Here is a 23,825-nt window from a genome sequence, read left to right as displayed (position 1 = left end):
GAACAAAGTTTCCCGTTTGTTCATTTAATAAAATTTTTCTATATACTCTTCATAAGTCATGACTCTATCTACGAATGAGCCATCTTCTTTTATCTCTATTATCCTATTTGCAATAGTTTGGATAAACTCATGGTCATGGGATGTAAATAGGATATTACTCTTAAAGTCCTTTAGTCCATTGTTTACAGATGTAATAGATTCTAGGTCTAAGTGGTTTGTAGGTTGGTCAAGAATTAATACATTAGAATTACTAAGCATCATTCTAGATAACATACATCTTACTTTTTCTCCTCCAGATAATACCTTAGCTTTTTTTAGAGCTTCTTCTCCAGAGAAAAGCATTCTACCTAAAAATCCTCTTATATAAATTTCAGATTGATCTTCTGAGAATTGTCTCATCCAATCAACAAGACTTAAATCTACATCATTAAAGAATTTAGAATTATCCTTTGGAAAATAGGATGTAGTAATTGTTTGTCCCCATTTATATTCTCCGGTGTCTGCTTCTTTTTCTCCCATTAAAATTTGAAATAGAGTTGTGATTGCAATTTCATCACCTATAAAGGCTATTTTATCTCCTTTATTTACCCTAAAGGATAGATTATCAAGTAGTTTCTCTCCTTCTATTTCTATGGATAAATCTTCTACTGTTAAAATTTCATTTCCCACTTCTCTCTCCATAGCAAATCCTACAAATGGATATCTTCTAGTTGAAGGCTGAATATCATCTAGGGTTATCTTTTCAAGTAGTTTTTTTCTAGAAGTTGCTTGTTTTGATTTAGATGCATTTGCACTAAATCTAGCTACAAAGGCCTGAAGATCTTTGATCTTTTCTTCTTTTTTCTTATTTTGATCCTTCATCATTTGTAGTGCTAGTTGGCTTGATTCATACCAGAAGTCATAATTTCCCACAAACATTTTTATCTTTCTAAAGTCAATATCTACCATATGTGTACATACTTCATTTAAGAAATATCTATCATGAGATACTACTATAACTGTACCTTCAAAATTACCTAAAAATTCTTGTAGCCATTTAATACTCTTTACATCTAAGTTATTTGTAGGCTCATCTAGGATTAATATTCCTGGCTTACCAAATAGGGCTTGGGCTAAAAGTACCTTTACCTTTTGACTACCAGTTAATTCTGATACTTTTGTATAGTGCAAATCTGTAGGAATTCCAAGACCTTGTAGTAGGGAAGAAGCTTCACTATCTGCGTTCCAACCGTCCATATCAGCAAATTCAGCCTCTAACTCAGCTGCCTTTATACCATCTTCATCATTGAAGTCTTCTTTAGCGTATATGGCATCCTTTTCTAACATTATTTCATAAAGTCTTTTATTACCCATGATAACAGTTTGTAAGACTTCTTTGTCATCATATGCAAAATGATCCTGCTTTAGGACAGACATACGAACATTTTTATCTATTGAAATATCTCCAGTATTTGGCTCTACATCTCCAGATAATATTTTTAAAAAGGTACTTTTTCCAGCACCATTTGCTCCTATTACTCCATAGCAGTTTCCAGAAGTAAAGGATAAATTTACATCTTCAAATAATTTTTGAGAACCATATCTTAAACTTACATTATTTACATTTATCAATTTAAAACCATCCTTATCTAATATAATATCAAGATATTATACCATACAAGGATGGTTAATTACAAAGGTTTAAAACTCTATTCTAATAAATCTTTCTTAAACTCTTCATATGGCTTTAAATTAGTGACTAGTTTCCTCTCATCTACTATAAAGCTTGGAACACTGTCTATTTCGTATACTCGGGCTAGTTTTTTTGACTCTTCCATTTCATCTTCATATTTTCCACTATCTAAACATCTATTCATTTCAACTATATTTAATCCTGCTTTTATGCCTATATCGTTTATTACTACGTCTTCAGAGACATTCTCTCCATTTTCAAATATGGCTTTAAAAGCTTCTATTGCAAATTCATAAAACTTACCTTCATCCCTTGCAAATAGACTTGCTTTGTGGAGTTTATTAGTATTAAAGTTCTCTGTACTATTATAGACTAGATTATATTCACTTCCTAAACCCCTTATTCTTTCATAGGCCTTATTTAGGTGTTCTTCTGGAATTTTATCTTTTAAGTCTTCCCCTTCTTTATGCATATCAGGGTTTAGTTCATAGGGATAATACTTTATATTTATCTCAGGATTTTCTTTTCGTAGTTTGTCAGCTATAGAAAGCCCTATATAGCAAAATGGACAAGCAAAGTCTGAAAATACTTTTATATCAGTCATGAAAACACCCCTTTCATATTTAATTTAGATATACCCTATATGAGTATAAAAAAACATTATTAAGTGGTTATAGCAAAAGTGGGTTTTTATGATGATATCTGATAATGCATAATTTATTATTTAAGATTGGATAGTTCATCTAGTTTTAGATCTTGGTTTCATGTCTAATTCATAACCTTTATTCCATATTTGATTTCACTATTTATTTTCTTGAATACCAATATAATTACCAATTACCTTACATAATTAAGTTTACAACAAGAGAGACCACTATCCCAATTAATGTATCAATCATCCTATTTAATGTAAAATACATTGGCCCCATATTTCTACCACTGGAAGCAGTTATACTAAAAATCCATATATCCCTCCAATCAAAGTTCCTACCATCCTACTCTTTCCAACTTTAAGACTATTAGCATAGTCGCTTTGCATACAAAGTATTGCTGCTATTGCTGAATAAAATGGAATTCCATTTCTAAGAAAGCTTATTACAAAACATACATATACAGAGATAACTGTTTTTATAACCCTCATACCAATAAATCTTATTTTTTTGTCCTCTTTTTCTGCAATTTTTTTCATAAAGATACCTCTCAAATATTATATAAAATTATATATTCCTATCAATAACTCAAATACTAATCCAATAAGGATAGCCAAAGTTTTTCAGACTCTACAACGAGCTCTGATACCAGTTTTATGAAAGGTTCATAATTCATTGTTGTGTGTGCAATGTCCAATACTTCATAGTATTTTGCTCTATTTTCTTTTTTAATAATAATTGGGGTGTATCCATTCCTCATTAGCTCGAAGTTTAATAGAAGTCTTGCAGTTCTACCATTGCCATCAATAAAAGGGTGGATTTTCACAAATTCACCATGTAGTAACGTTGCCCTAACTACTGGATGATAATCCCTCCAATTATTATCATATTCTTCACTAAGCTCTTGCATTAAATTAGTTATTTCATAATATTTAGGTGGGATATGTTTTGCGCCACTAATTACTACATTTTCTGTCCTGTATTTTCCAGCATTTTTATTGTCTATTTCCTTTAATATTAAAGAATGAATATTTCTTATATTCCATTCTGAAATTGGCTCTTTGTTAGAAACTAAATCCTCTATAAATAGAATAGCATCACGGTGATTAATAGTTTCTAAATGTTCAACCATAGTTTTACCGCCAACAGTAATCCCTTCAAGTACAACTTTTGTTTCAGACATTGTCAAAGTGTTTCCTTCAATGGCATTACTGTTATATGTCCATTCTACAACTAGTTTTTCATTAAGTGAGTCTGCAAGTTGTTTTGAAAATGGTCTATACTTATCAATTCTCTCTTTTATAGAATCAATAATACTAAAATCATATTTTAAACCAAGGTATTCTTTGTTAATAGTTTCTCTTCCATCAATTGGTTTTACTGCATCAAAAGGGATTGCCCAATTTCTTCCTATTTTCGTAGCACCTTCTATTCTACCTTCACGACATAATAGTCGTATCCTACTATCGCTTATTTCCCATTTTTCACTTGCTTGTTTTATACTTATATAGTCCATAAATATCACCTCATAGTAATTTTATACCTATATCGGAATGATGTCAAGGCGATTATTGATGACTATACCACTTCTTCTTGGTTAAAAATTTGGAACTATAACCATCAGTTGTTCTATTCCTTTTGTTCTGTTTTTAAGCATAAAAAAAGGACAAAGCTTACTTGGTCTTTACTGACCTAAATTTTGCCCTTGTTATACTTTCTATTTAATTTTCTTTCTATAATCGTTAGTTGCGCATAATATAAAAGATACGACATAATTAATAGGATAAATACTAATTTAAATATCTATATCGGTAAATCTCTTATTTCAATCTCTGTATCCTCTGGTTATTGACAATAATATAAATCCTGAATATAATGATATTAGATATATCGAGTATAGATATAGGGGGATTATATGGCTAGAGAGAGGCTACAGACATTGACAGAGCCAATGTATTATATACTTTTAGCTCTTACAAAAGAGAGACATGGTTATGAAATTATGAAAACTGTAGAAGAGTTTACAGGTGGTCGAGTTCTAATTGGACCTGGAACCCTTTATTCCCTTCTAGGAAGATTTGAAGAAAAGAAGTTTATAAAACTTGTATCAGTAGAAGACAGGAAGAAAACTTATATTATAAATAAAAAGGGAAGAGAATTATTAGATGAAGAATTAAATAGATTAAAATCATTAGTCCGAGATGGAGAAAAGATATTAAGAGGTGAAAAAGATGACAAAAAATATTAAAAGAGAATTATTTTTTTATTCACCAACAGACTATAAGGCACTAGAAGAACATTTTACTGAAATGGGTAAAAAGGGATGGTTAGTAAATAAGATTAGATTTGGGGTTTTAGAATATATAAAAATAGAACCAGAGCATTTAAGATTTTCAGTAGATGTATATCCAGAGATGAAGTACTTTCAAACTCCAAATCAAAAAGACATAGACTTATATATAGAATTAGTTAAGGACTCTGGATGGAAGTACATAGATTCTCAAAATAATATGCATATATTTTATGGAAGAGAAGATGAAAGGTTAATTCCAATTCAGACAGATGAGGAGATAAAAGAGAGGATACTAAATAAATCAGTGTCAATGGAAACGCTGAGTACATTTTTTACTCTTTTACTTATACTAAATTCCATATACACATCATTTCCGATTACATATGAGGATTTGTATAGAAATATGAGCATAGTAGTTCCCATAGTCATGCCCCTTATATTTTTAGCTATGTTGGTACAAATTGGCAATAGTCTAATATGGATTCTTAAGTCTAAAAAGAGAATTAAAGAGGGAGGAGCAATTCCTAAGCAAAAGTATAAATGGGTAAAATTAAGAGTTATTTTAACCTTCGCCATGTCTTTTTTAGGACTTTTGATTTTTGTAATAGCAGCAATAGCAGATGGAGTTATGGGGAATGGTTCAGTTTTATTTATATTATTGCCTATTATTTTAATTCCAATTTCCAGTATGATTTATCATAAACAGATAAAGGCTATGGATTGGAAAAATTGGCAAAAGCTTGCTTCTTTAACTTTAATGATATTTTCTATCTTTGGAGTTATGACCTTTGGAATTATAAATATGGCAGGAAGAGTAGATGAAAACTTAGCAGAAGGATATATAGGATTTACTCTAGAGGATTTTAAATTAAATGATAGTCCAGATAGGACATTCTTTGACAAAGAGGGAAGCTTTTTAGTTCCTAAAAAATCTAGATATACAGAATACTCTAGGGAAGACCATATTAGAACTATCTATGTAAATGGAGTAAACAAGAGAACTACAAACTATATAATGGATGAAATGATAAGAGAAGCTTGGAAAAATGACAGAGACTTAATACCTATAGAAGGATACAAGGAAATTGAAGAGGGATATTACCTTATATCTAATTATTCCCATGAATCTAGGGATCATGATGTCCTTATTAAAAATGGAAAAGATATTATTTATTTAGATGGAACTATGGACTTTACAGATAAAGAAAATATGGACTTAATTATAGAAAAACTAAAATGAACAAAAGGGACGGGAAACTTTGTTCATTTTAGTTATCTATTTTAATTCTAATATTTTTTTAGGACAGTTTACTACACAGGTAGAGCATTTGATACAATTTGGATCGTCAAAAGTATTTTCATCAGACCAATTTTTGTGTGGTTCTAATTGAAATGGGCATACTTTAGAACATTTACCGCAGTCCAGACACATGTTTTTGTCAGTAATAGTAATTTTCTTATCAGTTTTTTTATTTATACCAGTAGCCTTTCCTAAAGAATAGGACAACTTTTGCATGGTACCCATTGGACAAAATTGACACCAAGTTCTAGAATTTAAAAATATTGCAAGGCCACCACCTACAATTATAACCATTAAATAAGTATTTACAAATAAGAGTCCAAGTTTATCTAAGAAATCTAAAGTTCCCCAAGCCCCAAAGACATTTATCATCTTCCTTACAAAGTTAAACATAAAAAGGATGAAGAACCCTATAATCATAGGTTTAGACTTTAAAAAATCAGGAATCTTTTTATTCTTACTAATAGGTAAGATTACTTTGTCAAATAAGCTTCCGTGGGGACAAATATTTCCACACCAATATCTTCCAGAAAAAAATGATGTAATAGTTAATCCTACCATAATAAGTACAACTATTAACCCAAGCTTTGGTTCGAATAATCCACCTAGAGCTATTAAAAGGGTCATCATCCATCCATATTTTCTTATAAATGTAAAAGTACGATTAGTCTTAATAAATTTCTTTGCCATAATTACCTCCAAACAATAGTTTTATATACCCTGCAGGGGTATCTATTTATATTAACAGATAAACAGATTTTTATAAAGTTAAAAATGAACAAAGGGGGACGGAAAATTTCGTTCATTTGAAAAAAGCCTTGATTATTTGGAAGAAAATTAATATATTATAAGTAAGTCAAATTAAAAGGAGCAAAGAGATGAATTTAATTTATAAAGGAAAAACTAAAGATGTATATGGATTAGAAGATGGAAACTATTTATTGAAATTTAAAGATGATGTAACAGGGACAGATGGGGTATTTGATCCTGGTGCAAATACAGTTGGACTTTCAATAGAAGGGGCAGGTAAGGCAGGACTTAGGCTTACTAAATTTTTCTTTGAAAAATTAAATGAAAAACACATACCAACTCATTATGTAGATTCAGACATAGAAGAGAGTACCATGACTGTACTTCCTGCAAAGATGTTTGGAAAGGGAGTAGAAGTAATTTGTAGATACAGAGCAGTGGGAAGCTTTATAAGAAGATATGGGCTATATGCAAAAGAAGGGGACAAATTAGATGCATATGTTGAGTTCACTCTAAAAGATGATGATAGAAATGATCCTCTTATAACAGATGAAGCCCTAGATATGCTAGGAATAATGACAAAAGAAGAATATGCAATTGTAGTAGATTTAACTAGAAAAATTGGAGAAGTAGTGAAAGAAGAATTGATGAAAAAAGATATGGAGCTTTATGATATCAAATTTGAATTTGGTAGAGTAGGAGAAGACAACCATATAGCCTTAATAGATGAAATATCTGGAGGAAATATGAGGGCTTATAAAGATGGAGAATATATAAAGCCATTAGATTTAGAGAAATTAATGTTAAAATAATTAAATACTACTTAAATTGAAATTCACTAGGAAAAGGGTTAAAGCTCTTTTCCGTTTTTTGTTTTAAATTATATTATATTAAATTTAAAAATTTAGTGGATTATGCTAGATGAATATTATTAAAAAGAAAGAGATGAAAAATATGATTTCAAAACAAAGGTTAAGGGATAATTTTATAAAGATGGTAAAAATTAATAGTCCATCTAAAGAAGAAAAAGATATGGCAAACTTTTTAGTGTCATATTTAAATGATAGGGGAATAGAAGCTTGTATTGATGATTCAAATAAGAATTTTGATGGAAATAGTGGAAATGTATTAGCTTACATAAAAGGTGATTTAGACTTAAAACCTATATGCTTTCAAGCTCATATGGACCAGGTTCAACCCTGCATAGATGTAAATCCCATTATAGACGGAAACATCATAAAAACAGATGGAAAGACTACATTAGGAGGGGATGATAAAGCAGGTATATCAGCTATACTAGAAGCCTTAGAGGATGTCCTTGAAAGTGGTAAATCTCATAGAGATATCTATATTCTTTTTACAGTATGTGAAGAAGTTGGGATGTATGGTGCTAAGTACTTTGACACTTCTAAACTTCCGGTAGAAGATATATTGATTTTAGATGCAGAAGGTAAAAAAGGAGTTATGGCTTACAAGGCGCCAGCTAGAGTTCATATAGATATGAGTTTTTATGGTCAAAAGGCTCATGCAGGGATAGAACCTGAGAAGGGAACAAATGCCATATTAGTAGCAGCAAATGCCATATCAAACATGAATATTGGTAGGATTGATGAAATAACTACTTCAAATCTAGGTAGAGTAGAAGGAGGAGGAGCAACAAATATTGTAACAGATTTTGTGAGTTTAAATGCGGAAATTAGATCTCATTCAGAACAAAGACTTAATCAAGAATTAGAACAAATGGAAAAATGCTGCAAAGATGCAGCGGAAAAGTTTAATGTAAACTATTTATTTAAACATGAAAGATTCTACCCATCATTTGAAGTTTCTAAAGAGAGTTATATTTATAGACTTACTGAAAAGGCTATGAGAGAAGTAGGTATAACACCTAAGCCAATGGTAATCGGTGGAGGAAGTGATGGCAATATATTTAGTGGAAAAGGCTATAACAGCTTGATTATAAGCTTGGGAATGTATAAACCTCATACTCTTGAAGAGTATTTAGATTTAGATGAACTATATGATACTACAAAAGTTATATCTTATATGATGAAGTACGACATGTAAGTAGGGATTTTATGAATTTAAATAATGTTAAAATAAAAAATCCCTTAAGGGATTTTTTTATTTTACTTTTCTACCTAGTTTATAAACTGAATTAATTTCAAACAAAGTATCTAAATTTTCAATTGGGTTTTCATCTAATATTAAGAAGTCTGCAAATTTGCCTTCTTCTAGAGTTCCATAATTATCTAGGATTCCTAGTAAATCTGCACTAGAACGAGTAGATGCTACAATTGAATCCATAGGGGTCATACCGCAGTCTACCATTAGCTTTAATTCATAAGGAGCTTTATCATGTAGATTGAAAGGAGTACCTGCATCTGTACCCATAGCTATCTTAACTCCAGCCTTATATGCTTTAGTAAAACTTTCTTGATGGAATTTCATTACATAATTTGATTTATCTACTGCTTGCTTTGGAACTCCAGCTTCTACACCAGCTTCAATTATAAAATAAGGTGCAACTAATGTAGGAACAAGGTACACTCCTTTATCTATCATCAATTGAATTGTTTCATCATCTAAAAATATTCCGTGCTCAACAGAGTCAATTCCAGCTAAGATTGCATTTTTGATTCCTTCAGTTCCCTGTGCATGGGTAGCTGTCTTTTTACCTGCTTTATGAGCCTCTATAACCGCTGCTTCCATTTCTTCTTTGGAAAGTTGAGGAGAACCTGGTTCTACACCTTTAGTCATTACTCCTCCTGTTGCCATTATCTTAATTACATCAGCACCAGATTTAAGTTGCTCACGAGCTGCCTTTGTAATCTCATCTACTCCGTCTGCTTCCCTACCTATGAACCAACCATGACCTCCTGTCATAGTTACACATTTACCTGCTGTTAAGAATTCTGGTCCTTCAATAAGTCCTTCTTTTACAGCATCTCTAAGGTCTATATCAATCCCATCTCTTGCACCTAAATCTCTAAAGAAAGTAGTTCCTGCATGAAGATGCTTCTTTAGATTTGCCACAGCTCTTAAACCAGTTTTAGCGCTAGATTCAACCATCATTATGGATACTGGATCTCCTACAGGCTCCATAGTAATATGAACATGACTATTTATAAGTCCAGGCATAATAGTTTTTCCTTCTAAATCTATAGTGGTCATTTCTTCTTCCGTTTTTAATTCGGATATATCTCCTGCTTTTACTATTTTATCACCTTCTACTATTAGAAAAGCTTTTTCTATAGGGTCATCTCCATTACCGTCTATTAATCTAAAGTTTTTAAATAATTGTTTTGACATAAGACCATCCTTTCTCCTATTTAAAATACTAACATTATATCACTTTAGCTTAATAGTGTAAACTAATTATTTTCCTTTTTCCTTTTCTTCCATTTCTTCTCTTTTTATTACATTGATCCTATGGTTTAATACATGAATTATTAATAGACCTGTATTTGCAGCCATGAGAGTATTGCTTCTTACATTGAAATCAATATGAAAGCCATAATTAAGTATAAATCTTACCATAAAAATAAATGAATTAAATATTATTAAATCTCTTACTACTCTAGGTAAAGAATAGAAAAATTTCATATAAATCCCTCCAAATTAATTATATCATAATATTCAAAAAATATGTTATAATGATGTAGAAAGTGGAGGTGTGTGATGAAACTCAAAGTAAAAGATATATATAAAAGCTTTGGAGGTACAGAAGTACTACATGGTATATCCTTTGGTGTAGAAAGTGGTAAGGCTTTAGGGCTTTTAGGTAGAAATGGTGCAGGGAAGACTACTACCATTAGGATAATAATGGGTCTTTTTGAAGCAAATAGTGGTGAAATACTCTTAGATGGTGAAAAATTCAATCCTAAGAAGCATCACATAGGGTATTTACCTGAAGAGAGAGGATTATATCCTAAAAAGAAAGTATTTGAACAATTAGTATATTTAGGAGAATTAAGGGGGCTTAGTAAAAAGGAAGCTAAAGCTAATACATTATATTGGTTAGAGAGACTTGGAGTAGAGATATATAAGGATAAAAAATTAGATACCCTATCCAAGGGAAATCAGCAAAAGGTTCAACTTGCAGAGACCTTTTTAACTAATCCAGATATTATAATTCTAGATGAGCCCTTTAGTGGATTAGATCCTGTTAATTCTCAGGTCTTAAAGGATATAATAACAGAACAGATAAATAAGGGAAAGCTTCTAATATTTTCTAGTCATCAAATGAGCTATGTAGAAGAATTTTGTGAAGAAATAGCTCTTATAGATAAGGGGAATATTGTACTTACAGGAAATCTAAAAGAAATAAAAAGAGAATACGGTCAAGATAGATTAACCATAAGTGGAATGGAAGATTCTTTAGAAGAATTAGAGCTAATCTTTAAAAGAGACTTAAATCAGATTTCGAAAGTAATAGATAAGAAAAAAAGCTATCTTATTTTAGAGCTTATAAATGGTAAAACTAAAAATGATCTATTAAGAGAAATAGTGGATAGAGATTTAGATATACACAAGTTTTCAATTTATGAACCAAGTCTAGAAGATATATTTGTACAAAGGGTAGGTGATAAATAGATGAAAGGTTTTTTTACAGTATTAAAATTTGAATTAATGGGTTTTATGAAAAACAAGGCATTTATTTTAACTACATTGATCATTTCCCTATTAATTGGGGTAGGGCTTTCTATACCTAGTATTATGAATGTATTTTCGGATGATTCCACACAAGAAATTGAAGATGGAGATATCCAAATTTCAGATAGATATTATGGGTATTTAAATGAAGATAATGCAGTGGATAATATAAATGATCTAAAAGAGAATTTTAACTTAGGGACATTGATAGAAGCTAAGAATTTAAATGAATTAGAGACAAAGATAAATAGTGGAGAATTTGAAGCTGGGTTTATATTAAATTCACCTAAAGACTATGAATATATAGTTAAAAACAATGAAATGTTAGATTCTAGTGTAGGAGAATTTGAAAGGGCTTTATCTAAAACTTATAGCATAAATGAGTTTGAAGCTATGGGAATTGCATATGAAGATATAGAAGGGATTGTAAATCCAGATATAAAATCAGAAACTAGGGTACTTGGAAAAGATAGTGCAAAAAATTATTTCTATACTTATTTCTTAGTATTTGGACTTTATTTTATGATTATATTTTATGGGCAGATGATAGCTACTTCTGTTGCTAGTGAAAAGAGCAATAGAGCTATGGAAGTATTGATTACAAGTACAAATAGTAGTGATTTAATCTTTGGTAAAGTAATAGCTGGAGCATTGGCAGGTTTTATCCAATTTGGCATCATTATATCATCAGCAATTTTATCTTATAATTTAAATGCAAGTGCATGGGAAAACAGACTAGACTTTATATTTAAAATACCAGGTGATGTACTACTTACATTCTCCATATTTGGAATACTAGGATATTTATTTTTCGCCTTTATATATGGGGCTTTAGGAGCTTTGGTATCCAGAACAGAAGATGTAAGTGCAAGCTCTATGCCTGTTACACTTTTATTTATAGGAGTATTTATGATTTCTGTTATAGGGATGCAAAACACAGAAAATATAGCTCTGAAAGTAGCATCTTTTATACCCTTTAGTTCTTTTATGGCCATGTTTGTAAGGGTTTCTATGGGAAGTGTATCAAACTTATCTGTAATTATATCCTTACTTATACTATTTTTATCAACACTTTTAGTAGGGTTTATAGGTGCAAAGATATATCGTGCAGGAACTCTTATGTATGGAAATAGGGTAAAGTTAAAAGATGCGATGAAGATATTAAGGAGTAAATAAGAATTTTTAAAAGATGGATATTTGTATTAAAATGTGTATTAATGTTTGTCATTCTGAGCATAGCGAAGAATCTAAAAGGGGTGATAGCTTGTATTACCAAAGATTCCTCGTTACACTCGGAATGACAATCATATTACTTACTGCACATCATTTATATTATATGTGCTAAAATAAAGCTTTTTAAAGCCTTGGCTATTATGATAGAGATAAAAAATAATCACCCTGTTGGCAACAAGGTGATTAAAATACTTTAACCATTTAATTTAGTGGTAATCACATTTATATTGATTACTTTATCTTTTCACTTATAAGTGATTCCACTTCTCCCTTTTCAGGGTATCTATCTAATTCTTTTTTAGAAAAGATTAATTCATCATTTAAACTAACTTCAAGAACCCCACCAGAGGAAGGAATTAGCTTTAATTCTTTTATTGTATTTTTGTGTTCGCCTAAAATACCTCTACTAAGAGCAACTGCTCTTCCTAAATATCCTCAACCTGTACAATACTCAATACTAATTTTATAATCCATTTTAAAACCTCCAAAATTATATTATTTGTAAATTTATTTATACCCAAATCATTTAAAATTAATAATATAATTATAAAATCTAAAATAGGGTATATAAATAAACAAACTTAAATTATAGAAAGGGTGAAGTTATGGACTATAATAGGCAAAAACAGGAGATTAGAAACTACTTTATAAAAAATGAAAAAAAAGTAGAAGATTTTAAAATAGGTGTAGAATTTGAACACTTTGTAATAAATTTAGATACATTGGAGACTATTTCATACTATGGAGATGGAGGGGTTGCTGAAACTCTAAAGGATTTAGAAAAAATTGGATATGAGGGGATATATGAAGGAGAGTACATACTAGGACTCACTAAGGGAGAAAAGGTAATTACTCTAGAGCCAGGAAGTCAATTTGAACTCAGTATAATTGCTAAAAAAGAAATACAAGATTTAGAAATTGAGTATTTAGACTTCTTAAATGATATAATTCCCATATTAGAAAGCAAAAATCAAGGACTGATGTCTACAGGGTATCATCCAGTTACTAAAATAGATGATATAAAACTTCTTCCAAAGAAGAGATATGACTATATGTTTAATTATTTTAAAAAGAGGGGTACCCATGCCCACAATATGATGAAGGGAACAGCAGCTCTTCAAGTATCCTTGGATTTTAAATCTGAAGAAGACTTTAAAAAGAAATTTAAAGTTTTAAATGCCCTTTCACCAGTTTTGTATTCTATATTTGAAAATGCCTATTATTTTGAGGGAGAGCCGTGGAACACTCACAATATAAGATCTTTTATATGGATAAATTGTGATAGTCATAGATCTGGTATAGTAGATGGGGCTTTAGATGATGATTTTGACTATGAAGCCTATAGCGAATATATCCTAAATAGACCGCCCATATTCACTCACAAAGATGGAGAATATATATTTACTGATGAAAAAAGAGTAAGAGATATACTTGATCCAGATAATTATACAAAAGAAGAGCTGGAGCACTTACTTACTATGTTTTTTCCAGATGTTAGGACTAAAAAATATGTGGAAGTAAGAATGATGGATTCTATACCCTATCCTCTAAATTTTTCAGCTATAGCCCTTTTAGTTGGGATTATTTATGATGAAGAAAATTTAAATAGACTATTCAATAGCATGAAGGATTTAACATTAGAAGAAGTAAACAAGACAAAAGAAGATATGGTCCAAATAGGGCTTCAAGCTAAACTTGCTGATAAGACGCTTCTTGAAATAGGAAAAGAACTAATAAAACTTGCTAAGAATGGGCTAAAAGATGAAGATAAGAGATATCTTAATCCTCTAGAAGATATGTTAAATAAAGGGAAAAGCCCATATGAAATAGTTAAAGAAAAGTCTAAGATTAGTAAAAAAGAAGCATTAAAGGATTGTCTTTTAAATAATCTATCTGAGGTGAAAAGATGAATTGTAGGAATATGAATGAAAGTATTATAAATAATGAATATATAGATTTAATTGGGAGTAATAAAGAAGAGTATATAAAAGATTATAAAGATACAATTAAAAAGGTGGAAAACTCCACAGCAGTTTATAAGGGAAAACCAGTACCATTTCTATACCATCCCATGCTATATACAAATGAAGATATTGAAAACTTTAAGAAAATTGGAGATATGATGATTTCCATAGGAAATAAAATAACAGATAAATATATTGAAGATATGGAGTTTAGAAAGAAATTTGGATTTCCAAAATTAATTGAGGATTTGATAGAAGTAGATAATGGATATGATATTCATGTCCCAATAGGAAGATTTGACATATTTTATAAAGATATGGATAATTTTAAGTTTTGTGAACTAAACACAGATGGTTCTTCAGCTATGAATGAAGATAATGTGTTAAGCAAGATACTACTAGAGACTAAGGCTGTAGAAAAACTCAAAGAAAAGCATGATATAGACTATTTTGAGCTATTTTACTCATGGGTAGATGAAGCTATAAATATCTACAATGACTTTGATAATTCTAATAAAAGTCCTAATGTAGCCATTGTAGATTTTAAAGAAAGTGGAACTCCAAAGGAATTTGAAAGGTTTAGACAAACTTTTATAGATAGGGGATACAATTGTATTATAGTAGATCCAAGGGATTTAGAATACAGAGATAGTGCTCTTTATTTTAAGGATTACAAAATAGATCTAGTTTATAGAAGGATAGTGACCTTTGAATTAATAAAAAAAGCAGATGAAATAAAAGACTTTTTAGATGCCTATAGAGATAGGGCATTTTGTTGTATAGGATCTATTAGATCACAAGTTATACACAATAAGATATTCTTCCAAGTTGTACATGAAAAAGAAAGCCTGGAAATTTTAAATGAAGAAGAAAGAGACTTTGTAAAGAAACATATTCCCCACACAGGAGTATTTGCAGGCAAAGAAGAGACTTTTAATCATATCTTAAATCATAAAGATAAATATATTATGAAGCCAATGGATTTAAATGCATCCTATGGTGTCTATGTGGGAAGAGATTTATCGCAAGAAAAATGGGAAGAAAAGCTAAAAGAGTCTTGGAATAATGACTATCTCTATCAGGAGTTTATAGAGCCATATAAGAGGGATTTTTTAGTTCTTGAAGATAGAGAGTTTAAAACACAAAGTTTAAACACTATAATAGGTCTATATATGTATAACGAAAGCTTCAATGGAATATACACCAGAATAGGTCCAAACAATATAATTTCAGGACTTACAGATTACTATGTACTTCCAAGTTTATATGTAGAAGAGTAATAAAAGATTAAAAATGGCACCTATGTGCCATTTTTAATCTTTTATTCTATTGCATCTACCATATTTTCTATAAAAGAAGTGTCACTGTGCTCTATCATTCCTAAGTCACAAGCCTTTGCTATAGAAGGATCTATTGGAAGTCTAGATATATTTTTTATACCATGTTCCTTCGCAATCTCTTCTAGATGACTTTCTCCAAATATATTATAAGTATTATCACAATCTGGACATTTAAAATAGCTCATATTTTCAACTATACCTATTATTGGTATATTCATCATCTTTGCCATATTCACAGCCTTAGCAACTATCATAGATACTAATTCTTGAGGTGAAGTTACTATTACTATTCCATCAACAGAAAGTGATTGAAATACTGTCAAAGGCACATCACCAGTTCCAGGTGGCATATCTATAAACATATAGTCCACATCTTCCCAAATTACATCAGTCCAAAACTGTTTTACTGTACCTGCTATAATAGGGCCTCTCCATACTACAGGATCTGTATCATTTTCTAGAAGCAAGTTTATACTCATAACTTGGATGCCTGTATCACTTTTTATAGGAAATATTCCAGTTTTGTTTCCCATAGCCTTGGAAGTTATTCCAAAACTCTTAGGAATAGAAGGACCTGTTATATCAGCATCTAATATGGCAGTGTTATGTCCTCTACGATTCATTCCAACTGCAAGCATGGAAGTAACTAGAGATTTCCCAACTCCACCTTTTCCACTTACTACACCTATTACTTTTTTCACACTACTATTTTCATGTAGTTTCTCTGAAAAATCGAATTCTTCTTTTCTATCATTACACTCAGTGCTACATTCAGAACATTTATCATTACATTGTTCGCTCATATTTACATCTCCTCAAAATAGTATTTCAAATAATATTATACTACCATAAGGGCATATGTCAATTACAAATATTTCTTGACAAATTGGCATTTGTATTATATAGTTAATTACACAAGTAACTAACTGATGAACGAGAGGTGATTCTTTGCTTGACTTAAACTCAGATAAATCAATATATATACAAATTGCTGAAATAGTAGAAAATGATATTCTATTAGAAAGTTTAAAAGAAAGAGATCAAGCTCCTTCTACCAATGAATTTGCAAAGGCCTATGAAATAAATCCTGCTACAGCAAGAAAAGGTTTAAATATATTAGTAGATGAGGGGATTTTATTTAAAAAGAGAGGGCTGGGAATGTTTGTAGAAAAAGGGGCAAGGAAAAAGATTTTAAAAAAGAGGCAAGAACTATTTTTAAATGAAAGATTACCTGAAATATTAAAAGAGGCAAACAGGCTAGAGATATCTAAAGAAGAAATTATAGATTATATAAAAGAGAGTGAGGGGGAGATATAAATTGATCAATATAAAGGGTTTAAATAAATCGTATGGGAAATTTGAAGTTTTAAAGGATATAAATCTAGAATTAGAAGAAGGGAAGATATATGGACTTCTTGGAAGAAATGGAGTTGGAAAGACTACTCTTCTAAATATTATATCTAATAAGATAAAAAAGAATTCTGGAGAAGTTAAAGTCTTTGGAAAAGAACTGTTTGAAAATCCAGATATATTAGAAGATATTGTCATGATAAGTGATCAGAGACCTGAATTTAAGGATATGAAGGTAAAAGATATATTCCATATGGGGAGTATCTTATATAAAAATTGGGATGAAGAATATAAGGAATATTTAACTGGAAAATTCAAAGTTAATCAAAAGAAAAAATATGAAAAACTCTCTAAGGGGAATCAAACAATAATAGGACTTATATTAGGTCTTGCCTCCAGGGGCAGATTTACCCTGTTTGATGAACCATCTGCAGGTTTAGATGCAGCTTATAGAGAGGAGTTTTATCGACTGCTCTTAGAGGACTTTGAAAAACATCCTAGAACAATTATAATCTCCACTCATCTAATAGATGAAGTTACTAATCTATTTGAAGAAGTGATTATCTTAAAGGATAAAGGGATCTTTATAAAGGATGAAGTACAAAATCTCTTAGATACAGCGTATTTTGTGAATGGAAATAGAGAATCTGTGGATAAATTTATAAAAGACAAAAAGATTATCCACAGGGAAGAGTTTGGATCAAATACTATTTTAGGAGTATTTGATGAATTTTCATCTGATGAAAAAAGTGATTTAAAAGATAATAATATTAAAGTATCAAAGATGCCTTTACAAAAATTATTTGTATATCTTACAGATAGTAAGGATGGTGAAAATCATGAATAGTACTAAGAGAGCATTTAGATATAAACTTATAGATATTATAAAGTCAGTAGGAATATTTTGGATAGTAATATTTATAGTAGATATTGCATCTATATTTTTAAACTTAAGATATGGAAACCAAAATACATTTTACTTTGGACTTACAAATACCATAGATGGACAGAGCAAATACTCCATATTTGGAGCAAATATCATGCCTATATTAATATATTTTATAGTGATTAGTTATACAAATTATTATGAAGATTTTCCGAGAATGTTAAATTTTAGTATAACAAGAAAAACTATTTTCAAAGCAAATTTATTTTCAAATGTGGCTGTAGCATTTATATTTGCTTTAGTTCAAAGTATACTAATTAAATTAGATTTATTTTTAGTAGAAATGATAGGTAAAAAGCCACTGTATGAATTTTTCTTATTTAATACTCAAATAGACAGTTGGATATTTATTTTTTAATAGGAAAGTTCTACTTTCCTATTAAATAAAAAAAAGGTATGCTCTTAAATTAAAGCATACCAAAAAATCTAATAGAAATTAGATTACTTTTTGTATTCATAGTGAACACCACGAATACCAGTATATGATTTTGGAGTCATAATACCATCACAAACTTGGCAATAAGGCTGTGGTGGAACAGATGGAGCTAGACCATTAAAAATATTATCCTCTTCTAATTGATTTACAATGAAACTAGGAACCCAAAGGGAATAACCACATTTAGTACAAATAAATTCTACTAAATCATCATTTTTAGAAAAACCTTCAAGAATATTCATAAAACACCTCCACAGTGCTAAATTAATTACTAAGCACTATTATACAATTGAGAAGGAAAATTATCAATATACTGGTTTTCTCCTGAATGAAAAATATCAACAAGTTCCATTGTATGCCCACAAGAACACCATAAAGGGTCTACACCGAAAGCAAGAAGAAGTCTAGCACGCCAATTAGAATACTTTTTTCTAAAGTTTTTCTTAGAAACAGTATCCATTAGATAGAGCTTAGAAGAATGAGAATATTTTTTAGCATAAAGACCATAATATCTAATCATTTTAAATTGTGTTTCTGGAATATGAATAATTAAACGCTTAATAAAATCCATAGCATGTATTTTTTCAACTACCCGTTTGTTGTCTTCGTGGCGATCATAGTAAAACTCAACAAATTCACCATCATAATTAATGATACGAGACTGAGCCATAGCAGGACGCCCAGTGTATCGAATAATATACTTAACAGCCTCAGAAGATTTAGAATTAACATTTGGATTAGCATAAACATAGAAACCCTTAGGATAATTTTTAAACAAATATGATTTAAGAGAATAAAAAGAAGAACCAAGGTTTTTATGAAGAAATGAAAGCATAGTAGCTTGCCACCTTTTCCTGAGCATATTAAAAGGAATATGAGAGATTTTTCTCCAAACAGTTCTGTTACCAGAAGCACCTTCAGTTAAAAGCATATGTATATGAGGGTTCCATTTAAGATCACGACCGAAAGTATGCATAGTAGAAATAAACCCAGGCTTCAAATTCTCAGATTTATTTAATTTAAAAAACCAAGTTAGAATAGTATCAGCACTAGCCTTGAAAAATAGATTGAGAAGCTTTCTATCTCTGCTAAAGAAAATTCTAAGCTCTTTAGGAATAGTAAAAACAATATGACGATGTTTGCAATTAATGAGTTTAGAAGAAATTGAAGAAGCACGATCTTGAATATACTTAGCGCCACAAGAGTTACAAAAACGACTTTTACAAGTAAAATAGACATGCTTAAACTTACCACAGTGTTCACAGTGATAAAGTGCGTGTCCCATTGAAGAGTCACCACATTTAATTATTTTATCAACATTTTTTAAAACAGTAGGTCTAATAGGATAACCTTCATTAAGAAAAGCATCCCAATGATCTGCAAAGATATCTTTAATTTTAAAAGAAATATTGGGCATAAATATCACCAAAATATTTATACCCAAATGAAAACAAATTTAATTTTAAAAAGAAAGTTAAAATTTAAGATTTTAACGCGTCGTAGACGCTATTTTTATAATCTCTTTATTCATGACATTTTTAACATTTATTTCTCTATGGCAGCTTATCGCCAGTTTAAACTATAAGTTTGGGATGAAGATTTGGGCTGTATTTTTAGCTATTATACTCATTGGCAACAATGTAATAGTAAACTCTTATTCATTTTTTGACTTAGTATTTCCTGGACAGTGGGTAAATAAGAAGATGGACATAAGTACCTTTATGATATGTGCATTAATTATTATAATAAGTCAAATATCCATTTATTTAGTAAATAAAACTACAGATTTAAAAAAATCAATCTCATAAAATCCATTAAAACATCCCTTTTTTTGAGGGGATGTTTTATGTTTAATTTGGAACTTTCTTATGAGTGATTAGAAATTTTAATTTAATAGTACTTATAACACCTAAAAATTAGACAAGAGAATACAAAAACTTACTTAAACTTTAAAATTTTTAGCCGATAAAACTAATAGAGTGAACAAGTTTAGATATGGAGGGTGGAAATGGAAGAGATAAAACAAGAACAAGAAGAGCAAGAAGAGCAAGAACAGGAAGAAAAATCATCTCAAACAAAATTAAAAATCAAAATGCCTAAGTTTAAGAAAATTCCTAAGTTTAATAGGGGAGAAAAAAAGTCATCTAAAGATAAAAAACAATTTAAAAGTATAAAAAGAGGACTTGTTTTAAGTTTTATATTGATTATTATAATATCTCAAGCTGCAACAAGTTACATAGGATTAAAAACTACAAGAGATGCTTTAATTTCTGATGCTAAATCTGACATGGTGTCTATATCATATGAAGCTTCCAAAATCTTAAAAAATATAATGGAAAATCAAAAGCATAATTTAGAAATGATAGCAAATAGAGAAGATATACAAACTATGGATTGGGACATTCAAAGACAAGATATAGTAGAAATTTTAGATAGGGCAGGATTCGAAGAATTAACTATAGTAGGTTTAGATGGAAAGGCTAAATATCTAGATGGAACTAGTATAAGAATGGATGATAGAGAATATATAAATAAGGCTTTAAACGGAGAAACCTGCATTTCAGATTTAATAGTTGATAGAAAGACGCTTGAAGCATCTATTATATATGCTACACCAATTAAAAGAGATGGAAAAATAGTAGGGGCAATAACAGGTCGCAATGATGGAAATTCATTGGGGGATATCTCTAAGAGTATAGGATTTGGAGATGTAGGGTATGGATTTATTATTAATAGGAAAGGACAAGTAGTAGGTCATCCTGATGATACTTTAGTAAACACTCAATTCAATCCAATCAGACGAGTAGAAAATGATGAATCTTTAACTTCTTTGGCTAATTTTTTCCAATATGCCATAGAAAATAAAAAGGGAGTGTCTGAATACTCTTATGAAGGAGAAGAAAAGATAGGTGGGTTTATGCCTATTGAAGGCACTGAGTGGATAGTAGTATATTCTCAAAATGAGCAAGTTGTATTAGAAGGAATATCTGCTTTACAGACAAAGATACTTACTATAGCTATATTAGTACTAGTTGTAGGAATAATAGCAGCACTTATAATAGGTAAATTTATAACAATGCCTATAATTCAAATAACTAAGGAATCAAAGAGAATTGCCGAGCTAGATTTAACTCAAGACATAGACGAAAAACTACTTAAAGATAATACTGAAATCGGAGAATTAGCAGCTGCTTTTCAAAATACAATTACAAGTTTAAGAGAAGTTATAAATGAAGCGAATAATGCATCTACGCAAGTGGCCGCATCAAGTGAAGAATTAACAGCTACATCTGAACAGTCTAAAATGGCATCAGAAGAAGTTACAAAAACTATGGAAGAGATAGCAAAGGGAGCATTAGAACAAGCTGTAAATGTAGAAGATGGATCTAAAAAGTCTCATGAATTAGGAGCTATAATAGAAAAAAACAAAGAATATTTAAATGGTCTAAACAAATCATCTAAAAGAGCTAATAATATTATTAAGGAAGGCTTAGATGATATAGAAGAATTATCAATCATCACCAAGGAAAGTGAAAGCTCTATAAGAGAAGCTCATCAAGCTATAATAGATACAAACAATAGCTCTAATAGAATAAGTGAAGCTAGTGGAGTTATATCATCTATAGCAGATCAGACAAATTTGCTTGCTCTTAATGCAGCCATAGAAGCCGCAAGGGCAGGGGAGGCTGGACGAGGATTTGCAGTAGTAGCAGAAGAGATTAGAAAACTAGCTGAGCAATCCTCTCTATCTACTAGGGAAATAGATAATATAGTAGAAGAACTACAAGGGAATTCTGGGGAAGCTGTAATGGCTATGGAGAGAGTAGATGAGATAACCAAAAGACAAGCCCAAGGGGTAAAGGATAGCCAAGAGAAATACAATCAGGTATTAGAGGCCATAAAATATGCTATAAATGCTGCACAAAGGCTAAATGAATCTGGAGAAGAGATGATGATATCTAAGGATACTATTTTAAATGCACTAGAGAATCTAACGGCTATAGCCCAGGAAAATTCAGCAGCTACAGAGGAAGCTTCAGCATCTATGGAAGAACAATTAGCATCTATGGAAGAGGTTGCAGGCTCCAGCGAAGAACTTGCAAATCTTGCTCAAGAGCTAAAGTTAGTAGTAAATAAATTTAAGATATAAGAAAAGTTTATTGAGATGTTAAGAATTTCTCATACAAAGAGATTTCTAGAATGTTGGAAATCTCTTTGTATTCTTAATTATATATAGGAGGCGTAGAGATGGAAAAATACATCTTATTTACAAATATGGATCAAAACTTTGCAATAGATGTGACAAAGGTGGAAAGAATAATAGAATTTCAAGAACCAAAAAAAATACCAGAGTCTTTAGAATATCTTTTAGGGGTTATTAAATATGAAGATTCTATACTACCTGTTATTGACCTGAATATACGATTATATGGAAAGTATATAGAAAAAACTAAGAATACAAAGATTATAGTAGTAGCCTGGAAAGATAGACAAATGGGAGTTGTAGTAGACAATATAATAGGAATAAATAATTTTCAAGAAGAGTATTATGAGAAGTCAAATATAGATACAAATGTATCAAAAGAATATATATCAGGATTTATAAAGTTAGATGAAGGTATTACAATAGTTTTAGATATAGATGGAATTTTAAATGAGCAAAAAGAGCAGGAATTATTAGAAGATATTGAAAGAGAAGAGCAAATAAATTAAATCTTATATACTTATTAACTACGAAATTGGTGAGAAGATGTCAAAAGAAATAAAAGTAGGAATTTCAGATTATAAAATATCACACAATCCACATAAATTGATTACTTTAGGGCTTGGATCCTGCGTAGGAATTGCCATATATGACAAGTCTACAAAGATAGGAGGATTAAGTCATATAATGCTTCCAGACAGCAATTTGTTTACTAAAAATATAAAGATTGAAAAATTTGCAAATCTTGCTATTCCAAAGATGGTAAAGGAGATAAATAGTAAGAGTACAAAAGACTTAGTTGCAAAGATTGCAGGAGGAGCAAGCATGTTTAGTTTTACAAATAATAGTCTCGTAGGTAGCATAGGAGATAAAAATGTATTTGCAGTAGAAGCGATTCTAAAGGATTTGGGTATACCTATTTTAGGTAAGGAAGTAGGAGGGAAAATAGGTCGTACTATGATAGTAAATTTAGATGATTTTTCTGTAAATATAAAAACTGTAAACAAGGATATCATCAATATATGAGGAGG

25 protein-coding genes and 1 pseudogene are annotated in these 23,825 nt (G+C 30.4%); 15 read left to right on the top strand and 11 right to left on the bottom strand.

Annotated elements, in window-relative coordinates:
- Positions 1 to 24 precede the first annotated feature (24 nt).
- The 4 genes from AC4PG3_RS00290 to AC4PG3_RS00275 form a co-directional block, all read right to left on the bottom strand.
- Positions 25 to 1,611: an ABC-F family ATP-binding cassette domain-containing protein gene (locus AC4PG3_RS00290; RefSeq protein ID WP_492197097.1), complete on the bottom strand. Its 1,587-nt coding sequence runs from the start codon at positions 1,609 to 1,611 to the stop codon at positions 25 to 27.
- Positions 1,612 to 1,688: 77 nt separating this feature from the next.
- Positions 1,689 to 2,276 (bottom strand): DsbA family oxidoreductase, encoded by a 588-nt coding sequence (locus AC4PG3_RS00285; RefSeq protein WP_492197096.1) that lies wholly within the window; start codon positions 2,274 to 2,276, stop codon positions 1,689 to 1,691.
- A 345-nt stretch (positions 2,277 to 2,621) separates the two neighbouring features.
- Positions 2,622 to 2,861 (bottom strand): aromatic acid exporter family protein, encoded by a 240-nt coding sequence (locus tag AC4PG3_RS00280; RefSeq protein ID WP_492197095.1) that lies wholly within the window; start codon positions 2,859 to 2,861, stop codon positions 2,622 to 2,624.
- 56 nt (positions 2,862 to 2,917) lie between these two features.
- Positions 2,918 to 3,838 (bottom strand): Fic family protein, encoded by a 921-nt coding sequence (locus tag AC4PG3_RS00275; protein ID WP_492197094.1) that lies wholly within the window; start codon positions 3,836 to 3,838, stop codon positions 2,918 to 2,920.
- 399 nt (positions 3,839 to 4,237) lie between these two features.
- Here AC4PG3_RS00275 and AC4PG3_RS00270 point away from each other — a divergent pair, with 399 nt between their 5' ends.
- Both AC4PG3_RS00270 and AC4PG3_RS00265 read left to right on the top strand, forming a co-directional pair.
- Positions 4,238 to 4,570 carry a PadR family transcriptional regulator gene (locus tag AC4PG3_RS00270; RefSeq protein WP_492197093.1) on the top strand — a complete coding sequence of 111 codons (333 nt, stop codon included), beginning with the start codon at positions 4,238 to 4,240 and terminating at the stop codon, positions 4,568 to 4,570.
- Entirely contained in the window at positions 4,554 to 5,855 is a 1,302-nt protein-coding gene (locus AC4PG3_RS00265; RefSeq protein ID WP_492197092.1) for a DUF2812 domain-containing protein, read from the top strand. The genes AC4PG3_RS00270 and AC4PG3_RS00265 overlap by 17 nt, the downstream gene beginning before the upstream one ends.
- 36 nt (positions 5,856 to 5,891) lie before the next feature.
- Here AC4PG3_RS00265 and AC4PG3_RS00260 read toward each other — a convergent pair whose 3' ends face one another.
- Entirely contained in the window at positions 5,892 to 6,605 is a 714-nt protein-coding gene (locus tag AC4PG3_RS00260) for a 4Fe-4S binding protein (RefSeq protein ID WP_492197091.1), read from the bottom strand.
- A gap of 188 nt (positions 6,606 to 6,793) precedes the next feature.
- Between AC4PG3_RS00260 and AC4PG3_RS00255 the strand changes: the two genes are divergently transcribed.
- Positions 6,794 to 7,477, top strand: a complete 684-nt coding sequence (locus AC4PG3_RS00255) for a phosphoribosylaminoimidazolesuccinocarboxamide synthase (protein ID WP_492197090.1) — start codon at positions 6,794 to 6,796, stop codon at positions 7,475 to 7,477.
- 109 nt (positions 7,478 to 7,586) lie between these two features.
- The gene (locus AC4PG3_RS00250; RefSeq protein ID WP_492197089.1) at positions 7,587 to 8,732 is read left to right on the top strand and encodes a M20/M25/M40 family metallo-hydrolase; all 1,146 of its coding nucleotides are present in this window, start codon (positions 7,587 to 7,589) and stop codon (positions 8,730 to 8,732) included.
- A 57-nt stretch (positions 8,733 to 8,789) separates the two neighbouring features.
- On the opposite strand, the gene AC4PG3_RS00245 is transcribed toward AC4PG3_RS00250, so the two are convergent.
- Together AC4PG3_RS00245 and AC4PG3_RS00240 are read right to left on the bottom strand one after the other, a co-directional pair.
- Positions 8,790 to 9,977: a metal-dependent hydrolase family protein gene (locus AC4PG3_RS00245; RefSeq protein ID WP_492197088.1), complete on the bottom strand. Its 1,188-nt coding sequence runs from the start codon at positions 9,975 to 9,977 to the stop codon at positions 8,790 to 8,792.
- A gap of 66 nt (positions 9,978 to 10,043) precedes the next feature.
- Positions 10,044 to 10,271, bottom strand: a complete 228-nt coding sequence (locus tag AC4PG3_RS00240; RefSeq protein ID WP_492197087.1) for a hypothetical protein — start codon at positions 10,269 to 10,271, stop codon at positions 10,044 to 10,046.
- Between the two features lie 75 nt (positions 10,272 to 10,346).
- Between AC4PG3_RS00240 and AC4PG3_RS00235 the strand changes: the two genes are divergently transcribed.
- Positions 10,347 to 11,261 carry an ABC transporter ATP-binding protein gene (locus AC4PG3_RS00235; RefSeq protein WP_492197086.1) on the top strand — a complete coding sequence of 305 codons (915 nt, stop codon included), beginning with the start codon at positions 10,347 to 10,349 and terminating at the stop codon, positions 11,259 to 11,261.
- Complete coding sequence (locus AC4PG3_RS00230) at positions 11,262 to 12,497, top strand: ABC transporter permease (RefSeq protein WP_492197085.1); 1,236 nt, start codon at positions 11,262 to 11,264, stop codon at positions 12,495 to 12,497.
- 288 nt (positions 12,498 to 12,785) lie between these two features.
- Here the strand turns inward: AC4PG3_RS00230 and AC4PG3_RS00225 are convergent.
- A pseudogene (locus AC4PG3_RS00225) lies at positions 12,786 to 12,977 on the bottom strand (SelT/SelW/SelH family protein); the annotation flags it as partial.
- 182 nt (positions 12,978 to 13,159) lie between these two features.
- Between AC4PG3_RS00225 and AC4PG3_RS00220 the strand changes: the two are divergent.
- Together AC4PG3_RS00220 and AC4PG3_RS00215 are read left to right on the top strand one after the other, a co-directional pair.
- Positions 13,160 to 14,464, top strand: a complete 1,305-nt coding sequence (locus tag AC4PG3_RS00220; protein ID WP_492197084.1) for a glutamate--cysteine ligase — start codon at positions 13,160 to 13,162, stop codon at positions 14,462 to 14,464.
- Positions 14,461 to 15,798, top strand: a complete 1,338-nt coding sequence (locus AC4PG3_RS00215) for a hypothetical protein (protein WP_492197083.1) — start codon at positions 14,461 to 14,463, stop codon at positions 15,796 to 15,798. The genes AC4PG3_RS00220 and AC4PG3_RS00215 overlap by 4 nt, the downstream gene beginning before the upstream one ends.
- A gap of 41 nt (positions 15,799 to 15,839) precedes the next feature.
- On the opposite strand, the gene AC4PG3_RS00210 is transcribed toward AC4PG3_RS00215, so the two are convergent.
- Positions 15,840 to 16,661: a P-loop NTPase gene (locus tag AC4PG3_RS00210; protein WP_492197082.1), complete on the bottom strand. Its 822-nt coding sequence runs from the start codon at positions 16,659 to 16,661 to the stop codon at positions 15,840 to 15,842.
- A 145-nt stretch (positions 16,662 to 16,806) separates the two neighbouring features.
- Here AC4PG3_RS00210 and AC4PG3_RS00205 point away from each other — a divergent pair, with 145 nt between their 5' ends.
- Genes AC4PG3_RS00205 through AC4PG3_RS00195 form a run of 3 tightly spaced genes read left to right on the top strand, consistent with a single transcriptional unit; the run spans position 16,807 to position 18,512 of the window.
- Entirely contained in the window at positions 16,807 to 17,175 is a 369-nt protein-coding gene (locus AC4PG3_RS00205; protein ID WP_492197081.1) for a GntR family transcriptional regulator, read from the top strand.
- Position 17,176: 1 nt separating this feature from the next.
- Positions 17,177 to 18,055, top strand: coding sequence for an ATP-binding cassette domain-containing protein (locus AC4PG3_RS00200; protein WP_492197080.1), 879 nt, complete (start codon positions 17,177 to 17,179; stop codon positions 18,053 to 18,055).
- A complete protein-coding gene (locus tag AC4PG3_RS00195) occupies positions 18,048 to 18,512 on the top strand; it encodes a hypothetical protein (RefSeq protein WP_492197079.1) in 465 nt (154 codons plus the stop codon). Before AC4PG3_RS00200 ends, AC4PG3_RS00195 begins: the two co-directional genes overlap by 8 nt.
- A gap of 83 nt (positions 18,513 to 18,595) precedes the next feature.
- Here AC4PG3_RS00195 and AC4PG3_RS00190 read toward each other — a convergent pair whose 3' ends face one another.
- The gene (locus AC4PG3_RS00190; RefSeq protein ID WP_492195895.1) at positions 18,596 to 18,832 is read right to left on the bottom strand and encodes a hypothetical protein; all 237 of its coding nucleotides are present in this window, start codon (positions 18,830 to 18,832) and stop codon (positions 18,596 to 18,598) included.
- Positions 18,833 to 18,861: 29 nt separating this feature from the next.
- On the bottom strand, positions 18,862 to 20,007 hold the full coding sequence (locus AC4PG3_RS00185; RefSeq protein WP_492195896.1) for an IS91 family transposase: 1,146 nt from the start codon (positions 20,005 to 20,007) through the stop codon (positions 18,862 to 18,864).
- A gap of 175 nt (positions 20,008 to 20,182) precedes the next feature.
- On the opposite strand from AC4PG3_RS00185, the gene AC4PG3_RS00180 reads away from it, so the two are divergent.
- From AC4PG3_RS00180 to AC4PG3_RS00165, 4 genes are all read left to right on the top strand, one after another.
- Positions 20,183 to 20,398, top strand: coding sequence for a hypothetical protein (locus AC4PG3_RS00180; RefSeq protein WP_492197078.1), 216 nt, complete (start codon positions 20,183 to 20,185; stop codon positions 20,396 to 20,398).
- 200 nt (positions 20,399 to 20,598) lie between these two features.
- Positions 20,599 to 22,740 (top strand): methyl-accepting chemotaxis protein, encoded by a 2,142-nt coding sequence (locus AC4PG3_RS00175; protein WP_492197077.1) that lies wholly within the window; start codon positions 20,599 to 20,601, stop codon positions 22,738 to 22,740.
- Positions 22,741 to 22,838: 98 nt separating this feature from the next.
- A complete protein-coding gene (locus AC4PG3_RS00170; RefSeq protein WP_492197076.1) occupies positions 22,839 to 23,303 on the top strand; it encodes a chemotaxis protein CheW in 465 nt (154 codons plus the stop codon).
- 37 nt (positions 23,304 to 23,340) lie between these two features.
- On the top strand, positions 23,341 to 23,820 hold the full coding sequence (locus tag AC4PG3_RS00165; protein WP_492197075.1) for a chemotaxis protein CheD: 480 nt from the start codon (positions 23,341 to 23,343) through the stop codon (positions 23,818 to 23,820).
- Positions 23,821 to 23,825 lie beyond the last annotated feature (5 nt).

This window comes from Tissierella sp. QWL-11, assembly GCF_058683765.1.
Note: the sequence above shows the minus strand (reverse complement) of the source record. Positions and strands in the feature narration are given on the sequence as shown.